Origin of the sequence: Mesotoga sp. UBA6090, from assembly GCF_002435945.1 — a bacterium.
GTDB lineage: Bacteria > Thermotogota > Thermotogae > Petrotogales > Kosmotogaceae > Mesotoga.
On sequence record NZ_DIXC01000074.1, the window covers coordinates 1 to 17,067 of the forward strand.

Annotated in this window: 19 protein-coding genes; 1 reads left to right on the forward strand and 18 read right to left on the reverse strand. The window is 44.4% G+C overall.

Annotated elements, in window-relative coordinates:
- From secA to B3K42_RS11930, 13 genes are all read right to left on the reverse strand, one after another.
- Positions 1-2,058: preprotein translocase subunit SecA (secA, locus tag B3K42_RS11870; RefSeq protein WP_292598955.1), on the reverse strand; the 2,058-nt coding region annotated here is incomplete at its 3' end.
- Positions 2,059-2,067: 9 nt separating this feature from the next.
- Positions 2,068-3,393, reverse strand: coding sequence for a hypothetical protein (locus B3K42_RS11875; protein ID WP_292598957.1), 1,326 nt, complete (start codon positions 3,391-3,393; stop codon positions 2,068-2,070).
- 137 nt (positions 3,394-3,530) lie between these two features.
- Entirely contained in the window at positions 3,531-4,376 is an 846-nt protein-coding gene (locus tag B3K42_RS11880) for a TlyA family RNA methyltransferase (protein WP_110990043.1), read from the reverse strand.
- Complete coding sequence (truA, locus tag B3K42_RS11885; RefSeq protein WP_110990042.1) at positions 4,360-5,112, reverse strand: tRNA pseudouridine(38-40) synthase TruA; 753 nt, start codon at positions 5,110-5,112, stop codon at positions 4,360-4,362. Before truA ends, B3K42_RS11880 begins: the two co-directional genes overlap by 17 nt.
- Before the next feature lie 2 nt (positions 5,113-5,114).
- Positions 5,115-5,723, reverse strand: a complete 609-nt coding sequence (locus B3K42_RS11890) for a hypothetical protein (protein WP_110990041.1) — start codon at positions 5,721-5,723, stop codon at positions 5,115-5,117.
- Positions 5,720-7,369 carry a phospho-sugar mutase gene (locus tag B3K42_RS11895; protein WP_110990040.1) on the reverse strand — a complete coding sequence of 550 codons (1,650 nt, stop codon included), beginning with the start codon at positions 7,367-7,369 and terminating at the stop codon, positions 5,720-5,722. Before B3K42_RS11895 ends, B3K42_RS11890 begins: the two co-directional genes overlap by 4 nt.
- A gap of 1 nt (position 7,370) precedes the next feature.
- A complete protein-coding gene (locus B3K42_RS11900; RefSeq protein WP_110990039.1) occupies positions 7,371-7,709 on the reverse strand; it encodes a YraN family protein in 339 nt (112 codons plus the stop codon).
- The gene (gene gatC / locus B3K42_RS11905) at positions 7,706-8,005 is read right to left on the reverse strand and encodes an Asp-tRNA(Asn)/Glu-tRNA(Gln) amidotransferase subunit GatC (protein WP_110990038.1); all 300 of its coding nucleotides are present in this window, start codon (positions 8,003-8,005) and stop codon (positions 7,706-7,708) included. Before gatC ends, B3K42_RS11900 begins: the two co-directional genes overlap by 4 nt.
- Position 8,006: 1 nt before the next feature.
- Entirely contained in the window at positions 8,007-9,014 is a 1,008-nt protein-coding gene (galT, locus tag B3K42_RS11910; RefSeq protein WP_110990037.1) for a galactose-1-phosphate uridylyltransferase, read from the reverse strand.
- Entirely contained in the window at positions 9,007-10,413 is a 1,407-nt protein-coding gene (locus tag B3K42_RS11915; RefSeq protein WP_110990036.1) for a glycogen synthase, read from the reverse strand. The genes galT and B3K42_RS11915 overlap by 8 nt, the downstream gene beginning before the upstream one ends.
- A 4-nt stretch (positions 10,414-10,417) precedes the next feature.
- Positions 10,418-11,038 carry an MBL fold metallo-hydrolase gene (locus B3K42_RS11920; RefSeq protein ID WP_110990035.1) on the reverse strand — a complete coding sequence of 207 codons (621 nt, stop codon included), beginning with the start codon at positions 11,036-11,038 and terminating at the stop codon, positions 10,418-10,420.
- A 1-nt stretch (position 11,039) separates the two neighbouring features.
- Positions 11,040-11,828 carry an undecaprenyl-diphosphate phosphatase gene (locus B3K42_RS11925; RefSeq protein ID WP_110990034.1) on the reverse strand — a complete coding sequence of 263 codons (789 nt, stop codon included), beginning with the start codon at positions 11,826-11,828 and terminating at the stop codon, positions 11,040-11,042.
- Positions 11,821-12,435 carry an ACT domain-containing protein gene (locus B3K42_RS11930; protein WP_110990033.1) on the reverse strand — a complete coding sequence of 205 codons (615 nt, stop codon included), beginning with the start codon at positions 12,433-12,435 and terminating at the stop codon, positions 11,821-11,823. The genes B3K42_RS11925 and B3K42_RS11930 overlap by 8 nt, the downstream gene beginning before the upstream one ends.
- Positions 12,436-12,534: 99 nt before the next feature.
- Here B3K42_RS11930 and B3K42_RS11935 point away from each other — a divergent pair, with 99 nt between their 5' ends.
- Positions 12,535-13,665, forward strand: a complete 1,131-nt coding sequence (locus tag B3K42_RS11935; protein ID WP_110990032.1) for an HD domain-containing protein — start codon at positions 12,535-12,537, stop codon at positions 13,663-13,665.
- Here the strand turns inward: B3K42_RS11935 and aspC are convergent, their stop codons facing one another.
- From aspC to B3K42_RS11960, 5 genes are read right to left on the reverse strand one after another with little or no spacing between them, the layout of a single operon-like run.
- Positions 13,666-14,823 carry an aspartate aminotransferase gene (aspC, locus tag B3K42_RS11940; protein WP_110990031.1) on the reverse strand — a complete coding sequence of 386 codons (1,158 nt, stop codon included), beginning with the start codon at positions 14,821-14,823 and terminating at the stop codon, positions 13,666-13,668.
- 39 nt (positions 14,824-14,862) lie between these two features.
- Complete coding sequence (locus tag B3K42_RS11945; RefSeq protein ID WP_110990030.1) at positions 14,863-15,504, reverse strand: hypothetical protein; 642 nt, start codon at positions 15,502-15,504, stop codon at positions 14,863-14,865.
- A 20-nt stretch (positions 15,505-15,524) separates the two neighbouring features.
- A complete protein-coding gene (locus B3K42_RS11950; protein ID WP_110990029.1) occupies positions 15,525-15,737 on the reverse strand; it encodes a hypothetical protein in 213 nt (70 codons plus the stop codon).
- A 4-nt stretch (positions 15,738-15,741) separates the two neighbouring features.
- Positions 15,742-16,437: a 2-phosphosulfolactate phosphatase gene (locus B3K42_RS11955; protein ID WP_110990071.1), complete on the reverse strand. Its 696-nt coding sequence runs from the start codon at positions 16,435-16,437 to the stop codon at positions 15,742-15,744.
- A 5-nt stretch (positions 16,438-16,442) separates the two neighbouring features.
- Positions 16,443-17,054, reverse strand: coding sequence for a histidine phosphatase family protein (locus B3K42_RS11960; RefSeq protein ID WP_110990028.1), 612 nt, complete (start codon positions 17,052-17,054; stop codon positions 16,443-16,445).
- Between the last annotated feature and the right edge of the window lie 13 nt (positions 17,055-17,067).

Below are 17,067 nucleotides of genomic sequence, written 5' to 3' on the forward strand. Positions count from 1 at the left end.
TATCTCCTGCAGCAGCGATAGGGCATTGTTTCTAAGTTCCTCAACGTTCTTAAGGCCCTTGAGCCGGCCAATGTCTCCCGCTGGTAAGAAACCAAAGGAGACCTTGATATCTTCAAAAGGAGGCAGCTGCTGAAGCCCAGACACCCTTCGATCAACAACATCTTCAATTATCTCGAAGACATTGGAATCTATTTCCTCACCTTTCAGTACCCAGTCTCGATGAGCATAGATTGCACTTCTTTGCTGATCTATAACTGAGTCCAGTTCATAGAGCCGCTTTCTGATCTCGAAGTGCATTCCTTCAATCTTCTTCTGAGCAGAAAAAATAATCCTGCTTAAAAGCGAGTGTTCAATCGGCTGACCTCTTTCAATCTTGAGAGTATTCATTATGGACTGCATCCGTTCTCCGCCGAAAAGCCTTATGAGATCATCTTCGGTAGAAAGGAAGAATCTTGACTCTCCCGGATCCCCCTGCCTGCCAGATCTTCCTACGAGCTGATTGTCTATTCTCCTGCTTTCGTGTCTTTCGGTACCGAGAACATAGAGCCCCCCTAGCTCTACGACACCCTCTCCTAGCTTAATGTCTGTTCCTCTTCCTGCCATGTTTGTCGCGATTGTAATGGTCTTTCGTTCACCTGCTTTTGCAACAATTTCGGCTTCTCTCTCATGGTACTTTGCGTTTAGAACCTCATGGGGAACTCCCCTTTTCTGGAGCATTTTGCTCAAGAGCTCGCTCTTCTCAATAGAAGTTGTTCCTACAAGCACGGGTTGTCCTTTTTCATAACGTTCGGCAATCTCATTTATTGTTGCTTCATTTTTTTCTTCTTTGGTCTTGTATATTGAGTCTTCCTTGTCCTGCCGGATTACGTTCTTGTTAGTAGGTATTACCGCAACTGGCGTGTTATAAATCGAAATGAACTCCGACTCTTCAGTCGCCGCCGTCCCCGTCATTCCTGCTACTTTGTCGTATTGCTTGAAGTAGTTTTGAAAGGTAATCGTGGCGAAAGTAACCGATTCCTGTCTAATCTGTACATTTTCCTTCGCCTCTATTGCCTGATGGAGACCTTCAGAGTACCTTCTTCCCGGCAATAATCTGCCGGTAAACTCATCCACAATGACAACTTCACCTTCCTGAGTAACCAGATAATCAACCTCTTTCTTGTAGAGATTCATGGCTTTCAAAGCATTCAGAAGGTGGAAAATGTAGTCATAATTACTCGGATCATAAAGATTGTCAATTTGCAGAAGCTTCTCAGCCTTTGCTATACCCTCGTCTGTAAGAGTCACTGTTCTGTCTTTCTCATCAACAACGAAGTCTTTTTCCGCCTGAAAACGCTTTGCAAAGAAGGCAAATTGCCTGTACAGATTTGAAGAGTCTTGAGCCGGACCAGATATGATCAACGGGGTTCTAGCTTCATCAATTAGTATTGAATCGGCCTCATCCACAATTACGAAATTATGTCCGCGTTGAACCTTATTCTCAAGAGAGTATACGAGATTATCCCTAAGGTAGTCGAATCCAAACTCGTTGGCCGTTCCGTATGTAATATCACAGTTATAGGCATCTTTTCTTAGCGACGGCTCCATGGCCGCCTGAATGAATCCTGCCCGTAATCCAAGATATTCATACACCGGACCCATCCAGCCAGCATCTCTCTTCGCAAGATAGTCGTTCACGGTTGCTAGATGACAACCCTTGCCCGAAAGAGCATTCAGATACAATGGCATTGTTGCCACCAGTGTCTTTCCTTCACCGGTTTTCATCTCAGCGATCTTGCCTTCGTTAAGAGCTAGCGCACCCATCAACTGCACGTCGAAGGGCCTCATACTAACAGTCCTTTTCGCGGCCTCTCTTGCCAGAGCAAAAGCTTCGGGCAGAATTAAATCAAGAGATTGACCCTCCAAGACCCGGGATTTGAACTCTTCCGTTTTCTTTGCAAAGTCTTTCTTTTCAAATTTTTCTATGGCTTGCTCATGGTCGTTAATGACTTCAACTACTCTAGAGTACTTCTTTAGAAGTATTCGGTTCTTATCGAATATGTTCGAAAGAATTCCCATTGAATCACCTCAATAAAAGCGCAGCGCGTGAATCATGTTGCCGTTATCAATGAAGGTCTGCTGATAAAAGAGCGCACTATCCACAGAGATCCCCATAAGAGCTTTGAATACCTTCTTCACATCGATGAAGCCCTGTGCAATATCTTTCTCCAGACCGAGTTCCCTGACAAAGTTGTAGCTGATGTTGTTACTGAGACTCTCAGCATCCGAGAGTAACCTGAAGTACTCATCTGGTGTGAGTGAAGTGAGTACCGTTGTTTCACTAGAAAATATGAAGTAGATGGTATCGAAATCATTTTCAAGCTCGTAGATACGGCTACCTTTATGCGCTGACTGAATTGCTCCCCACTCTTTTAGTGGGGCTTCAAGTCTGTCGGTATCGGAGCTCTTATTAGTGAAGACGACCGTTACTCTGGGAGTCTCCGAAACCAGGTCTCCGTATATCCTGGTATTACCAATGCTCTCTCTAGATAGCAGCACAACGAAATCCGCCAGCTCTTTATACGGCTCAAGATCGAGCTCAAACCAGTGAGCAAGCTCCTTTCTTAGAGTCTCAACCGATGACGAGGGAAAGAAGACCGTGTAGTCCCCAAAGGTCTCCTTTGATGCCTCCAATTCCTTTGTGTCTGATAAAGATAGCATCTTCTGAAGATCTTCATTGTTCAGGAAAAGTGTATCCTGAACTATTGTAGCAGTTAGCGTATGTCCTTCGGGTCGCGCAAAGACCACCGTACTCTCAATAGAAAAAGTCGACTCCAGACCCAGATCAAGCTGAAAACGGTCACCATCAATGTAACCAGCAAGAGTGTAGTCGTAACTCATTTCAGCGACTTCTCTGCCCCTGCCGTTTGATTCCAGCAATCTACGTCCTTCACCTGAATAAGTCTTCGTAGCCAGTGTGACTGCGTCCTTGTTTCCACCAATAATCAGATAGTCATCACCGGTATGAAAGAAGAGAGTTCCAGTACTGCTCCTCAACTCGTTCACATTTTCTCCAGGCTGGACAAATATTGCCATATCAAGAAGCGCTGCAACCGCTTTTAGAAGCTGGAAAGAACTGGTTGTTCTCCACGCCATAAAGACTCTGTTCTTCGTAAGCTTGAGTTTCTCAAGCAAATAAAAGGGGTCGAACATGAGCAAGTCGTCTAACGAAAGATCTATGCCTTCGCCAACAAGAAGAATATCGTTATTTAGAGCATCTTTCAGGAAACTTGTATCAACTTCTGCGTTGTAACCAGCGGCATCAATTATTCCGTAGAAGGCTCTTTCAGCCCCGAATCCATTATCGCCCAGATATGCGCCAAAGAAATTTGTGCTGTCCCTTAGAACTTCCATTGTTGACCTCAATCCTCGTAGGATAAGAAAATAGCCAACATCTTCAGGAACGAAATCAAAAATCTCCTGTGCCATTACTCCAGAAAAGAAAATAAGTGCTAAAAAAAGAATGAGTAAGAATTTCAAGCTTTCCCGAATCAACCCTTTGCTGAACCGGGGTTTTCCCTCCCTTCAACCTTATAACTGCTATCCCGATCAAAGAAACCAAAGGCTTCCTCTACCAATCGTTCGAAGTCGAATTCGAATGATCTCTCTTCTACAACCGAATAAAGAAGGTATTCAATATTGCCTTTCTTACCCCTAATTGGTGAGAAAGTCAATCCAACGGGAAACAAATCATTGGTCCGAAATGCCTTTACAAACGCTTCCAGAATTTCAACATGAACATTCCTGGAATTCACCAATCCTTTCTTGACCACACCTGGACCAGCTTCGAATTGGGGCTTCACAAGGACTACTGCTTCCCCCCCATCCTCCAAGAAACTTCTCAGAAGACCAGCAACTGTCACCGTTGATATGAAAGAAAGGTCAGCAGTAAGCAAATCTGCTTTTCCGCCGGCCTGTTCAAGCGTCAAACCTCTAATATCAGTAGATTCCAGTGAGACAACTCGTTCATCGTCTTTTATGCGGTGACTGATCTGATCTCTGCCAACATCAACACAAAGCACCCTGTCTGCACCTTTCTCAAGTAGCAACTGCGTGAACCCACCGGTCGAGGCTCCGACGTCGATAACTCTCTTTCCCTCAACATTTATCTCGAAAGCGTCAATGGCTTTTCGAAGTTTGAAATAACCGCGACCGACTGGAATTATAGGATCCATAACAACTATTTCTTTATCAGAATCCACCTTATGGCTTGGCTTAACAACAATCATACCATCTACAGTCACTTTTCCGTTCTTGATCAAAGCTGCTCCTTTTGTTCTACTTTCAGACAGTCCAAGATCAAATAACAGTTCATCGAGTCTACGTTTCGAATTCATCAAACACCACTTTGTAGAAAACAAGTCCCTGCGGTGGAGCAGTTCCCGGAAGACTAGATCTGTCACGAGTGGAAAGGAATTCCGCTACTGCTTCTTCCGAAACGCCTCCCGTACCTACTTTTACAAGGGTTCCAACAATATTCCTAACCATTCTCTTAAGAAAGGAAATTCCCTCTACCCTAATGAGAATCAAGTGAGGCGAGACTTTGATTATTCTAATAGAGGAAACAGTTCTGACCGGGTTTCTATCGTCCTTACCGGTTCTGAAAGCAGCAAAATCATGCTCCCCCAATAAATGGCTTCCTGCTCTTCTCATTGATTCAATATCGAGAGGATAGGGAAACCACCAGACAAATCTTCTTCTAAAGATATCGGGTTCACTTGAATTCAAAATATAATAGTGATAGATTCTCTTGTTTGCCTCAAATCTGGGACTAAAGTTTTCCGCAACTTCATGTACTTTCCTTACATATACGTCAGACGGAAGATTCGCGTTCAGAGCATCTTTCATAGTGGAGGCGCTCAACCGGTCTAGATTAGAATCAAATGCAATTACCTGTCCATATCCATGAACCCCTGTATCTGTCCGCCCAGCGCCCTGGCTGGAGATACTGAACTTATGAATCCTCTCCAGAGCTTCCTCGAAGACGCCCTGAACCGTCCGCATATCCGGCTGATTCTGAAAGCCGAAGAAGTCAGTTCCATCGTATGAGACTACAGCAGCGAATCTCTTCATGATTACTTCGAGGCCGTCAGATCAAGCATTTCAGTATAGAGATAAACCATCGAAGAGAGATCCTTTCCCATTTTTGGCAAATCACCGTTATAGACTGTCCAGAGAACCCTTCCAACTATGGTCTCCACATACTTAATCAATGAGTTTTCGAGTTCATTTTTCTCGCTATGGCTTATTTGCAGTCGTTCGACTTTCCCAGCAAGCCAGGATGAAAAGCGCTGATCGTTAAATCTTAACGATCCCTGCTCATAATCTTTCAACATCTTGTATACTTCTTCAGTAGTCTCCCGAACAGAAAGACTCTTCGATATCACTTCAAGTGTTGTCGGATCGAAGTACCCTTCGAGAGCTTCTGGGACTTCGAGTTCGTACTTGAAGTAAAGAAGATTCGCATCGCTGTGCTTTCTTTCGAAAGAGATTTTCCTTCTCGTAGAACTTTCAAGACCACATGCACTGAGGCAGTTCCAGTACTTGTACTCAAGCAACTCACTGGAATGCTCGGTAGACCAGGTGGTCATGAAACCCGTTTTCGTTCTATGATCGAAAGTCGCTCTTTTCGGTGTGAGAAACTCCTCCTCCCGGTAAAGTATGTGTGCGTACTTATAATTCATAGGCCCTCAATCCCTTCAACCAGTTCTCTAAGTTCTTCTATCCTCTTTCTCGCTTTTTCCTCGTTATCACCTCTAGCCATAAGGTAGAACTTTATTTTTGGTTCTGTTCCAGAAGGTCTGACAATTATCTTTGAATCATCTTCCATCTCTATGGATATCACATCTGCCGCCGGCAAATCACCGGAGTCTTCCAAATAATCTCTGAACTCTCTAACTGTTTCGTTCCCCATCTTTAAGGGTCTTCTGGTTCTCAGTTTCCTCATTATTGACTCGATTTTCGCTTCGCCTTCAATTCCAACATAAACCTTGTTCACAAGGGCTTCGACATAGTGACCATGTTCTTCATAAATCTCTTCGAGATAGTCGATCATCGTCATCCCAGACCGTTTCAGAAAGCCTCCAATTGTGCAGGCCAGGGCCGCGGCGCTTATGGCGTCCTTATCCCTTGCGTGCTTTCCATACAGTGAGCCGTAACTCTCTTCAAAGCCAAAAAGATAGCTGCCTTTTCCCTCGACGTCCGATTTTTCAATGATCTCACCAATAAACTTGAAACCCGTAAGGGTCTCCTTCACTTTCACGTTATATTTAGCAGCGATTTTCTTGACAAGATCAGTTGATACAATCGTCTTAACAATGAATGGATCTTTTGGAAGAGATTCTTTCAATCTTTCAAGAATGAAGGCCGTCATTATAACTCCCGTCTGATTCCCGTTAAGAGCTGTGTAGGCTCCTTTGTGCTTCACCATTATTCCCAGTCTGTCACAGTCAGGATCGGTCGCTATCAGAAGATCGGCTTCCGCTTCTTCTGCAACATTAAGAGCCATAGAAAAGGCATTCAAGTCCTCGGGATTGGGACTCTTCACAGTAGGAAAGTTGCCATCCGGGAGCGTTTGCTCCCCCACTCGCTTGACCCTGTGACCTAGGTCTGAAAGGGTTTTATAAACGGGATAGTTCCCACTTCCATGGAGAGGTGTATAGACAACACTAAGTCCGTCGTAGTCGGAGCATAGTCCCAAAACATTCTTCTTCACCGTCTCTATGAATTCTTCAAGCAAAGAATTCGGAACATTCTCAATCAACGTTTTGTCAGGAGTATAGTTCTCGAAGAAATCTGACTTCTCAACTTTCTCTATTATCTCTTCTGCAAACCTGGGAACTGCCTGTGTACCGTCAGAAGTGTAGACCTTGTAGCCGTTGTATTGAGGTGGGTTATGGCTTGCCGTTATCACAACACCACCGCTTGCTTTCAGCACTCTTACGGCGAAACTAAGAACGGGAACAGGCATAGGCTCAATAAACAAGTGAACCTTGACGCCCATGGAAGAAAGAACCTCGGCAGTGACCTCAGCAAAATGAGCAGACTTATGTCTGGTGTCAAAAGCAATAACGACCGATGGGTTACTGAATCTCTCAGAGATCCAACGTCCGAAACCCAAAGTAGCTCTCCTGACTGTGAAAGCATTCATCCGGTTGGTTCCAGCGCCAAGTATTCCCCGCATCCCACCCGTTCCAAATTTCAAATCTAATCCGAAGCTCTCCCGAATGTCACTTGGAGAGAATCTCATTAGCTCCTCTTTCATCTCTTCAGTTGAGTTTTCGAGCCATCTCTTGTACTCTTCGTTAATTGCTAGACCATCTCTTAGCACTCTACCACCTTCCAACTGCTTTCAAATGGTTGACTTTTCCGTTTTCCAGAACCTCGATAACATCCAGCCTTGCCTCACTGAATACGGGTTTTTCGCTGAGTATGTATCTTTGAGCGGCAAACTCCAACCGCCTGAGTTTTCTTTCATCTACTCTGTACCTTGGTAGTCTGAAAGAGCTTCCACCCTTAACTTCAACAAAGACCAACGTCTTTCCTTTGAGAGCTACAATATCGATTTCACCGAATCTGTAAGAAACGTTCCTAGCCTTCACCTTGTATCCTGATTTCTTCAGGTATTCACAGGCTAGTTCTTCGTATCTTCTGCCAGAATCGTTGCTCATTTCTCTTCTTTATATATTCTCGGCACCTTAAGATAGTTTCCTTCCCGCTCAGGGAAGAGATCTATTAAGAGCTTTGAATCTTCAAACTGGACAAAGTTGTCTTCTCTAGGTTCAAGACTCTTCTCTACGGGAGAGATCATCTCTTCTTCATCGAAATCAACCTGATCGAGGAGCGTCATATATTGCAGTATTTCCTCAATGTCCTTCTTCAATCCAATTCGTTCTTCTTCTTTCAGTTCGAGCTTTGCAAGACCTTCCAGATGCTTTAGCAGCTCATCACTTACTTTCGTCTCCATTTCATTCCTCCTCAATGCTTACCTCACGAAGATACATGGCCGCATGTTCGGGGGGCATGGGATTTATATAGAAACCTGAGCCCCACTCAAATCCAGCAACCCTCGTAAGTCTTGGGACAATCTCCAAATGCCAGTGGTAGTGATCCGACTGCTCAATAGCTTTTATCCCGGTATGTAACATGAAATTGTAGGGAGGGTTATCGAGGGCCTTATGAATTCTCAGCAACATGTTTTTGAGAATCACAGAAAAACTATCGATCTGAGAGGCCGATATGTCTCCAAAATTACTGCTGTGAACCTTCGGAAGTATCCATGTCTCAAAGGGGAATCGTGCTGCAAAAGGTTCAAAGGCAACAAAATCGCTGTTTTCCTCGACAACTCTCGTCCCTTCTAGACCCTCTTGATTTACCATATCACAATAAACGCATCTCTCTCTGAAACGATAGTAATCAGCCGACCCTGCTATTTCTTCAGCAACCCTCTTCGGTACTATTGGAGTTGCAATAAGTTGACTGTGAGAATGCACAAGTGAGGCTCCCGCTTCTCTTCCATGATTCTTGAATATTAAGATGTACTTTATTCTGGCGTCTTTCTCGAGTACCTGATGACGTTCCTTGTAAGCCCAGATAACCTCTTTGATCTGCTCGTAAGATAGAGTTGCCATGGAGGCATTGTGATCAGGTGTTTCAATAATCACTTCATGAGTTCCAAATCCCTTAATTACATCATATATCCCATGGCCAAATCGCTCCGGCTCGACACTTGAATCCAGTGCAGGAAATTTGTTCTGAACCACCCTCACCCACCACCCTGGGCTATCTTTCGCAGTATCTGCTGGCCTAAAAGCCATTACTTCTGGTGGTGTTGTGTGTTCATTTCCGTAGTCAAACGGACAGAAGGCAGATTCAACTTTTTCTCTTGCATTTATGAAATCATGCGGACGTCTTGCTCTTTCAGTCGCAATAATTACCCATCTCTTAATTATTGGATCTTTTCTGAGTTCAGGCATTGCTTTTGACCTCCAATGTTTGCTTATATAAGGAAAGATAGTTCTCAGCCGAGGCCTCCCAAGAGAAATCTTCTTTCATTGCGTTACGCACGACCTCTCGCCAAGTATCGTCGTCGTTATAGACCTCAAGAGCCTTTTTCAGAGCCTCGAGAAGGCATTCGCCACTATAATCAACAAAACCGAAACCATTGCCGTGGTCTGAAAGACCATACTCTTTCACAGTATCTGCCAGTCCACCCGTATATCTAACAACTGGAACAGTTCCATATCTCATTGAAAACATCTGACCCAGGCCACAAGGCTCATATCTGGATGGCATCAAGAACAAATCTGCACCCGCATATATTTTTTGCGCAAGATCAAGATCGAAAGTAAGTCTCACAGCAACTTTGTCGGGATAATTCTCTTGAAGGTCTTTGAACATCTTCTCGTACTTCTTATCTCCTGTTCCCAATACAACTAACTGGATTGGAAGCCTCATTAATTCGCCTCGAATCTCCTCTATGAGATCAAGCCCTTTCTGGTCTACTAGACGGGAAATGAGTCCAACGAGTGGTTCTCGATTCTTCGGAAGACCTACCAGCAACTGCAGATTCGATTTATTTATTTTCTTCTTCTCGATACTATCAAGACCGTAGTTTACCCACAATCGAGTATCCTTCTCGGGATCGTACTCGGAGTAGTCGATTCCATTTAGAATCCCAACTAGATCTCTGTTTCTTCTCGAAAGGACCTTTTCCAGGCCTGCTCCGTATTCTTCCGTCTGAATTTCATTGGCATACGTGGGGGATACGGTACTTAGCTTGTCAGAATATTCTAAACCCGCCTTCATGAAGTTGATGTTGTTCCCTGATGTGACGCCATTGAGGAAACGACTCTCAATACCTGAGAGTTGGAGGTATTTCCTGCCATAAGTACCTTGGTAAGCAAGATTGTGTACTGAAAAGACGGTTCTGCAATTTGCGTTGCCCTGCTTCAGATATACAGCCATCAAGCCTGTATGCCAGTCATTTAGGTGGACAATATCATAACCCCTATCAACAGCAAAACCTGCCGCGGCATCGGAAAAACTCATGGCCTGAAGCCCAAGATCCGATGCTCCATAGACTTCCTCGGAATTCATGAGATCGTCATTGCGCAGAAGAAAGACATCTACGTTGCCAAGTGGACGTGATTTCTTGTGGAGTTCAAAAGAGATTTCTCTCTTCAAGAACCTTGTCTTCCGGACTTCTCCAGTCTTTGAAGCTATATTCCTGTCTATGGACTTGTGGAATGGCATTAAAATATCGATTTCTACCCCAAGATCTTTAAGATACTTTGGCAGAGCTCCAGCAACATCTGCAAGACCTCCGACTTTCGCGATTGGATAAACTTCGTATGAAACAAAAAGTACCTTCATTCAATCACCTCTTGAATAACGGCAGGTCGTGAGAGAAGATGACAGTATCGACTCTTTCGAAGTAATCAGTAACGAAAGCTGCCGCTGCATCTGATCTCATACCTTTACGCATTTCGTGATAGTGAATCTGTCTGGTGCACACATCACCACAAATAAAAACTTTACCATGATTTTCCGTTTCAAGGAAGAAGGAAACATGATCTCGGGAATGATACGGAGATTCGAGAACATCAATGGCTCCCATAATCTTCTCACCACCACTGAATGTGTCGACTCTTTTCCATGAATCAATGATTTTTAGATACATTGATCCTACTATAGGGCCGAAAGAACCATAGTCCCTGCTCTTATAATTGACGTGCAAATGAATTGTCGCATTGGGGAAGAATATGCTATTGAATGCGTGATCTAGATGAAAATGAGTCAACATTATGTCGGTAATAGTATCCGGGGAAAGGCCCAGAGAAGCTAATCTTTCTTCCAGAATCTTAATTGAAGGAAACCCGCCGGGGTCGACGAGTATTTTTTTGTCATTTTCCACAAGCAAAGCGCAACTACTTGTAGGGGCATCCACCATTCCCGGCACATAGACGATACTGCCGGGAAAGAGGAGATTCAAGTCCAAGTCACATCACTCCTCGAAAAATCAATCCAATCGTCCCTATAATTATACAGTATATGCCAAAGAATCTCAGACGGCGCTTCAAAACAAGTTTTTTGAGGAGCCATAGTCCAACTATCCCCATAAGGAAGGCGAGAAGAGATGCTAACAGAACAGTTGAAAGAGGAAGACTTACTCTCGAAATCTCGAGAATGCCGGCTCCGAAAGTTACCGGAAGACTCAGAAGGAATGAGAACCTAACTGCATCACTTCTCATCATTCCAATGAGTAGAGCGCCAAATATTGTCAGGCCGCTCCTGGATATTCCCGGAGCTATTGCAGCAGCTTGAAAAATTCCAATCGACAGCGCGCCCGCAACAGACAGGTCAAGAATTCTTCTGTCACCTTTGAATCTATCAGAAATGAATAGTGCAACAGCCGTAACAAAAAGCATGATCGAAGTGAAGGCAACATCAGAAAAGAGAGATTTAATTTCATCCTCCAGCAAGAACCCCGCCAAAACCGCAGGTAGCGTTGCTATGAGAAGCAGCAAAATGTATTTGATCGACGAACTTCTTTTTTCCGGCCTGCTTAGACCAGTTAAGATCGCCCACAGATCTTTGAATGTAAACAACAGAACAGCAAAAAAAGTAGCAAGATGCAAGACAGCAAAAAAGGCAGCCTTCGATTCGGTGTCAAGTGGTACGTTTAGAAAACTGGAGAAGATTGTGAGATGCCCGGATGAAGAAACGGGAAGAAACTCCGTTGCTCCTTGCACTACTCCTAGCAAGAGGTAACTGGCAAATTCAGACACTGAAACCCTCCTCTTCGCTTATACTTTCGAACGGAATCCCTTGTTCTTGAAGGATTTCGGCTATCATACTTATGTCAGACTCGTCGGTTCTTATCACGACACGCCTGGAATCTTCGCTTTCCGATGCCGACGTGATTATAGAAAGAATGTTTACTTCTCTTTCAGCAAGGAAGTCCACAACATCTCTAAGAGCACCGGGTTTGTCATCCAAAACGATTGAAATCCTTGTCCCTGGTTTGTCCATAGCAGTGAATTCCATCAAACCTTCAAGAATCTCGAAGACTCCTATTGCCCCAACAACCACAAAATCATCATTCACAACGGGAAGAATATAGTCGTGACTCTCAATCAGCATCAGAGCCGCATCTTCAATAAAGTCCGAATCTCGACAGTAAAAAACAGGTTCACTGATGACTTCTGAAAGCAACCCGGGAATATCTCTCTCCGAAATCTCATCTAGTCGTGCAATCCCAGATAATCTCCCCTCCTTGTCTACCGAAATGATAGTTGTCAATCCAATTTTCTTAGTTTCGGTAAGGATTTCCTTAAGACTTCTGTTCTCATCGAAAACGGGATAGGTCCTGTTTGTCCACTTATCAATATTCATGAAACCGCCTCTTTCCCAACTGAAGACTTTTATTTATTCAAGCAAACACCTATAATTGTAACAACATATATCAATGCACTGCATTCGGGAGGTGCCTCAGTGTTTCAAGGATACGTGAAACTTCTGGAACTGGCAACAAATCTCTTCACTATGTATAGATGGAACAACACACCGACTCTACTCAGGACCAACGAGGCCGAGAACGCCTTCATCTCGGCCCAGTACTGTCTGCTAATGTCCGAGATGGCCGGCCTCAACGGTCTTCATATCGACGACAAAAAACTATTTCAGAGGCTTGTTCTCAAAGAACTCCCAAAATGCGTTCTCTCCGACATCTCTGTGGACACAAAGGTACTGATCAAGTCGCTTTCACCTGACAAGTGGAACGATGTCTTCTCAAGAACGGTGGAGGAAATAGTTCAGTACCTTCCTGACGATAGACACGATCCTTTCTACCTTTCGATGGTTCACTCAAAAGACGATACAATCGAAGGCAAAATAATCCAGACCGGAGACCTTCTCTCCGCCAAACTCGAAGCCGGCATCCATGCCAGATATTTTCCTGACTTCTTCAGCAGACCGCTGAAAGACCTGGAGCAACGGATAGAAACCTTCAGAAGCTTTGAACCGTATCGTCTAATAGCTGACGCTGAGTGGCTAGAACGCTACACAAATGCCTTGATAGTTCTGCTGCGGGCCGTCCGCTGGAACAGACTGAACAGAAACGTACCGACCACCGTTGCCGCTCATTCATTCTACGTTACAATAACGGCGTACATTCTCTCCTGTATGGAGGAGGAAAATGGCAACGTGATTAATCCGGTTGAATCCGTTAAACTAGCTCTTCTACATGATATTCCAGAAAGCATGACAGGTGACATAATCACTCCAACGAAGAAAAAAGTCCCGGGCTTCGAGGAAGTGATAGCTCAAGTTGAGGAACGAATGGTAACCGAAAATCTGCTAGCCGGAATGCCAGATAGACTTATCAAAGAGCTTAAATACAGAATGCTGGATCCATTTGAATCTCATGAAGGTAGACTCGTGTGGGCAGCCGACCAATTTGCTGCGACAGTAGAATGCCTTATGGAAATTCGTTCGGGAAACACTCAGTATGCCTTCAGAGATGCAATGAACAGGATGCTTGATGACCTATCAAAGTCTGACCTCGAGAGCGTTCAGTCCCTTACCCAATCATTCAGATGGAGTCTAGATTGGACGGGACGATAGTCAAAGCGTCTTCAGAAATCTGTCAAATCTGTCTAGTCCCTCTCTAAGTTCTTCGGTTGAACTCGAAAACGACATTCTTATGAACCCTTCGTAGCTGAATGCACTTCCAGGAACCATTCCGACCTTCTGCTCTTCAAGAAGGCCGATTGCAAAATCATTTGAGTTCTTGAACCTTCCTCCAAGAAAAGATCTAATATCTATGAAAACATAGAAGGCTCCAGCAGGCTTGCTGAACTTCAATCCAATTTGGCCCAGCTTTGAGACTACGTAATCTCTCCTCTTCCGAAACTCTTCTACCATCGAAGACGTGTCGACTTCAAAAGCCTTCACGGCGGCGTACTGAGCCATTGTGTTGACATTCGAGGAAAGGTGGCTTTGAATCTTCGAAATCGCCCTGGTCACCTCCATCGATGTTGCGGAATAGCCAATTCTCCAGCCCGTCATTGCATAAGTTTTTGAGAAAGCGTTAATCACCGCAGTCCTCTCTTTCATACCCTCAATCGAGGCAATAGAGAAATGTGGTGCATCAAACACGAGCTTCTCATACACTTCATCGGAAATAACAAAAAGATCTCTTTCTATGCAGAGATTACCCAGGTCTCGAAGAAACTCTTCGGGATATATAGCTCCGGTCGGGTTGTTTGGAGAGTTTATAATTATTGCGCGTGTCTTATCGGTAATTGCTTTTTCAATTTCAGAGATTTCGGGCACAAAACCCTTTTCGATTCTTGCCGGAACAACTGCAGGTACACCACCGCACAGGAGAATTTGAGCCTCATAGCTTACCCAGGCAGGAGAAACAATAACCACTTCATCACCCACGTTCAACAAGGCTTTAAGCACGTTATAAATCGCTTGCTTCCCCCCGTTTGAAACCACAATTTCCTCAGGTGAGTAGTTAAGACCGTTATCCTTCCGAAGTTTCACAGTGATCGCCTTTCTTAACTCATCAATTCCAGAGGCATTTGTGTACTTCGTTTTCCCCTCATTCAAGGCTTTGATCGCTGCATCAACAATAGGCCGAGGAGTAGGGAAATCAGGTTCCCCGGCAGTTAATTTCACGACATTCTCTCCTGATTTTGCAAGGTCCAGGGCCTTCTTGTTAAATTCAAGTGTGGCCGAGGGCGTTACAGAAGAGACAAAGTGCGACAAATCCATCAAAGCACCTCCGCAGTTATGCAATCAGTGTTTTAGAATTCAGATCTTGTTTATTATCTCCAGAACGACCAGTGCGAAATCGTTCAGGCTATCCTTTTTGCAGAGCCTCGCGCCAGCTTCTCTCTTTCTCTTTCCATTTACCAGTGAAGATCCCACAGCCATGACAATTTCCGTCATCCCGTATTCCAGCTTTTCAATAAACTCAATCCTGAAACTAGGTATGACATCTCTGATGGCAGCAACGGTAGACTCTACAATCGCCATGTATTTCTCGTCATCGCCAACATCAACTATGGAAGAACCCTCAAGCTCTTTTCCCTCATAATCTAGGATTACAGTGATATCGAGCCGCCTTATCGTAGCTTTTGTTTCAAGACTGGTAAGTTGGAAGTTGTACCCTTGGACTTCTTCCTTCTGGTAAGGTCTTATTACCGAAGCCTCTTCTTCATCGCCGGAATCAAGAGATATCTGTGCGATAGAGACTATCTTTCTATCAATCTTGATCCCGCTCGAAGCGAAGATTGCTGTTTCGATGTCTCTAACTAATTGTTTTGCCGGTTTGGAAATGTCTGCCAGAACATGAATTTCGACCATTTCTCCGCTCTCATCGTAAACGATTCGTGCGCTGTGAACCCCCGGCAGTTTCGAAACGACGTTGTCGACTGCTAGCTTGCTAGGCATTTCATCAACCCCCTCGACCTTCACAAAATCAATGCAAACAACAAAGACAGAGCAAGAAACCCTCCCGCTGCAACAAGGGAATACCAGCCTTTCTTATCATAAGGTTTGTAATCTTCTGGCTTCACTTCGCTTTTTGGCTTGCGCACCTTTTTCGTACCAATCTCAAAGAAAATCAATGATAGAAATAGCGCACCCATTGCTATAACAAAAAAAGCATTAGAAACGAATTCCATCGAACTACCCCCGCACGAATCCATCATCCCGCCAAAACGGGATCAGGTCGTACAAATTGATTTTAGCACAAAATCTTACGTCTTCATAAAAACCAAGAGAGAGAAGTCTCTTCGCATGAACTCCATTCTCCACAATGAAACTCTCCAGATTATCCTTGACAGCTTCATAAAGTACTGAGGCAATTCTACAGCTGTCATTGCAATGGCTGATTTCTAGCTGAGAAACGAGAGCCCCCGCCAGTAAAGTGTCTTCCAGTGAAGGATCGCCGTCGGTACCTGCGCACTGTAACTCTATTCTCCCACTTTCCTTTTTCAGCAGACTACCAACGCTTCTCAGATTTAGAAAAGAAGCAAGTATTACTTTTCTTGCCTTCTTTGATCTTGAAACCGCAACGGTTCCGTTGGTTGTAGTTATCACCAATTCCTTCCCTTCAATAATCTCTCTGGAGAGCTCGCATGGGGAATTACCAAGATCAAAACCTTCAATCCTTGTTGACCCTCTTTCGCCACCTATAAGCACTTCAGAGTTGCCCTCCCTGTATTTCTTTGCTTCTTCAACTGAAAGCACAGGCACTATCTTCTTAGCTCCGAAATGCAGCGCAGCCGTTATAGTGCTGGTAGCTCTAAGTACATCAATCACTACTGCAACGTCAGTCTCCTCGTTGAGCAAGCGTGGTAGAAGGTTAACTCTCACTTCCATTGCCACTAGTAATCCTCCAGATGTCGCCACAGATTCAGCTCAAGAACTCTACTTTCTGCTCCTTCAGCTCTAATTGAGGACACTGAGCAATTGTGAACTGAAAGTCGATAGTGATTCTCAAGCGGCAGCCCCATCGCATGACAGAGGGCAGTTCTAATCAGCAGTGCGTGAGAGACGACAATTACTTGCTTTCCTGCAAAATTAGAAGAGAGATACCTTAAAAATTCAATTGCTCTTCTCTGAACTGCGCCCAGCGGTTCTGTGTCTGGAATGTCAGCCCATGGGTCCTTACGCCAGTACTCAATCAGCTTTCCAAAACTCTCGAAAGCCTCACTAATGCAAAGGCCGTTCCAAAGGCCAACATCTGCTTCACGAAGAACAGGGTTGACGACTGGAGATTTGCCCAGATGGAGACCAATGATTTCAGCAGTCTCTCTTGCTCTTATTAGGTCACTGGAAAAGACCGCCGCCGCATTGGGAATTAGTCCCTTGAGAAACCTGCCCGTCTTCTCGGCTTGTCCTCTACCTCTCTCTGACAAGGGAATATCTGATCTTCCTTGCCAGCGGTTGCTGTTGTTCCATTCAGTCTCCCCATGCCTCACAAAGTAGATCTCCATCATTTCCTCCAAT